This window comes from Micromonospora sp. ATA51, assembly GCF_016802855.1.
GTDB classification, from domain to species: Bacteria; Actinomycetota; Actinomycetes; order Mycobacteriales; family Micromonosporaceae; genus Micromonospora; species Micromonospora sicca.
In genome coordinates, this window is record NZ_JAEVHJ010000671.1 from 1 (window position 1) to 1,266 (window position 1,266).

1 protein-coding gene is annotated in these 1,266 nt (G+C 70.1%); it reads right to left on the reverse strand.

Features of this window, described 5'->3' with window-relative positions:
- Positions 1 to 16: 16 nt before the first annotated feature.
- Positions 17 to 1,108, reverse strand: coding sequence for an IS110 family transposase (locus JNW87_RS38850; protein WP_238455487.1), 1,092 nt, complete (start codon positions 1,106 to 1,108; stop codon positions 17 to 19).
- Between the last annotated feature and the right edge of the window lie 158 nt (positions 1,109 to 1,266).

Here is a 1,266-nt window from a genome sequence, read left to right on the forward strand (position 1 = left end):
GACGCCCCTATGTTTGTCAAGTTGAGGGAGTCGGCGTTGTCGCTGGTGGCAGGGCTGCGGTGATGAGGGGGAAGATCTGTCGGGCGACGTAGCGCTTCAGGCAGCGGATGATCTCCTTTGTTGATTTGCCCTCGTGTGCCCGTTTGGTGGCGTAGTCGCGGGTGCGTTGGTCGCGGCCGAGTCGGGTCAGGACGATGGTGTAGAGGGCGCTGTTGGCGCGGCGGTCGCCGCCGCGGTTGAGCCGGCGGCGGGTGGTCTTGCCCGAGGATGCCTCGATGGGGTTGACGCCGCAGAGGGCGGCGAACGCGGCCTGGTTGGTCAGCCGGTCGGGGTTGTCGCCGGCGGTGATGAGTAGCGCCGCGGCGGTGTCGGGGCCGACGCCGTACTGGTCGAGCAGCTGCGGCGCGCAGGCGGCGATGGCGCTGCTCATCTGTTGTTGCAGGGCGCGGGTTTCGTCGGTGAGGGCCAGGACGCGGCGGGCCAGGCTGCGCAGGACCGTGGTGGTCGCCGCGTGGGTGCTGTGGTCGGTGGTGGGGGGTAGGGCTGCGCAGCGGCGGATCAGCGCGACGCGGCCGAGACCGCTCAGCGATTCGCGCAGTGTCGGGTCGGCGCGCACCAGCACGGCCTTGAGCTGGTTGATGGCCTGGGTGCGGGCCTTGACCGCCGAATCCTTTGCGATCTTGAACATGCGGATCATCTCCACGGCACCGTCGCCGCTCTTGGCCAGGCCGGTGGCCTGCCCGGACAGCACCGCGCGGGCGGCGTTCTCCGCGTCGACCGCGTCGGTCTTGCCGCGGCGTCGGCGCACCGCACGGTCAGGCCGGTTGACCTCGATGACCTGCAGCCCGTCGCGGTGCATGTGCCGGGTCAAGGCGGTGCCGTGGGAGCTGGTTCCCTCCACACCCGCGCGCCGCAGCCGGCCGTGTCCGCGCGCCCAGTCCACCAGATCGGTGTAGCCGGCGACGGTGGTCGGGAACGCCTGGGTGTCCACCAGCGCACCCAGCACGGTGATCACCGCGGCGACGTGCGCGTCGTTGTGCGTGTCCACCCCGAGGATGATCTCCTCATCCACTGCGGCGACGTTGGTCGGGACGTCGGTGGGCAACATCAGATCCTTCCGCTCGGGAACAGGGATCGACGTCGACCGGACGTGGTGGTCAGGACTGTGACGGTGCCCATCGGCGAGGCCCCTATCGGGACACATCCACGCCCAGGTCGGGTCGGTGCCGCCCGAGGGCGAGGTCGACGGGTCATCACGAAGGCACC

What these genes read in the sequence shown, in the direction of transcription:
- JNW87_RS38850 (WP_238455487.1), bottom strand. Translation starts at nt 1,108, where the DNA reads ATGTTGCCCACCGACGTCCCGACCAACGTCGCCGCAGTGGATGAGGAG.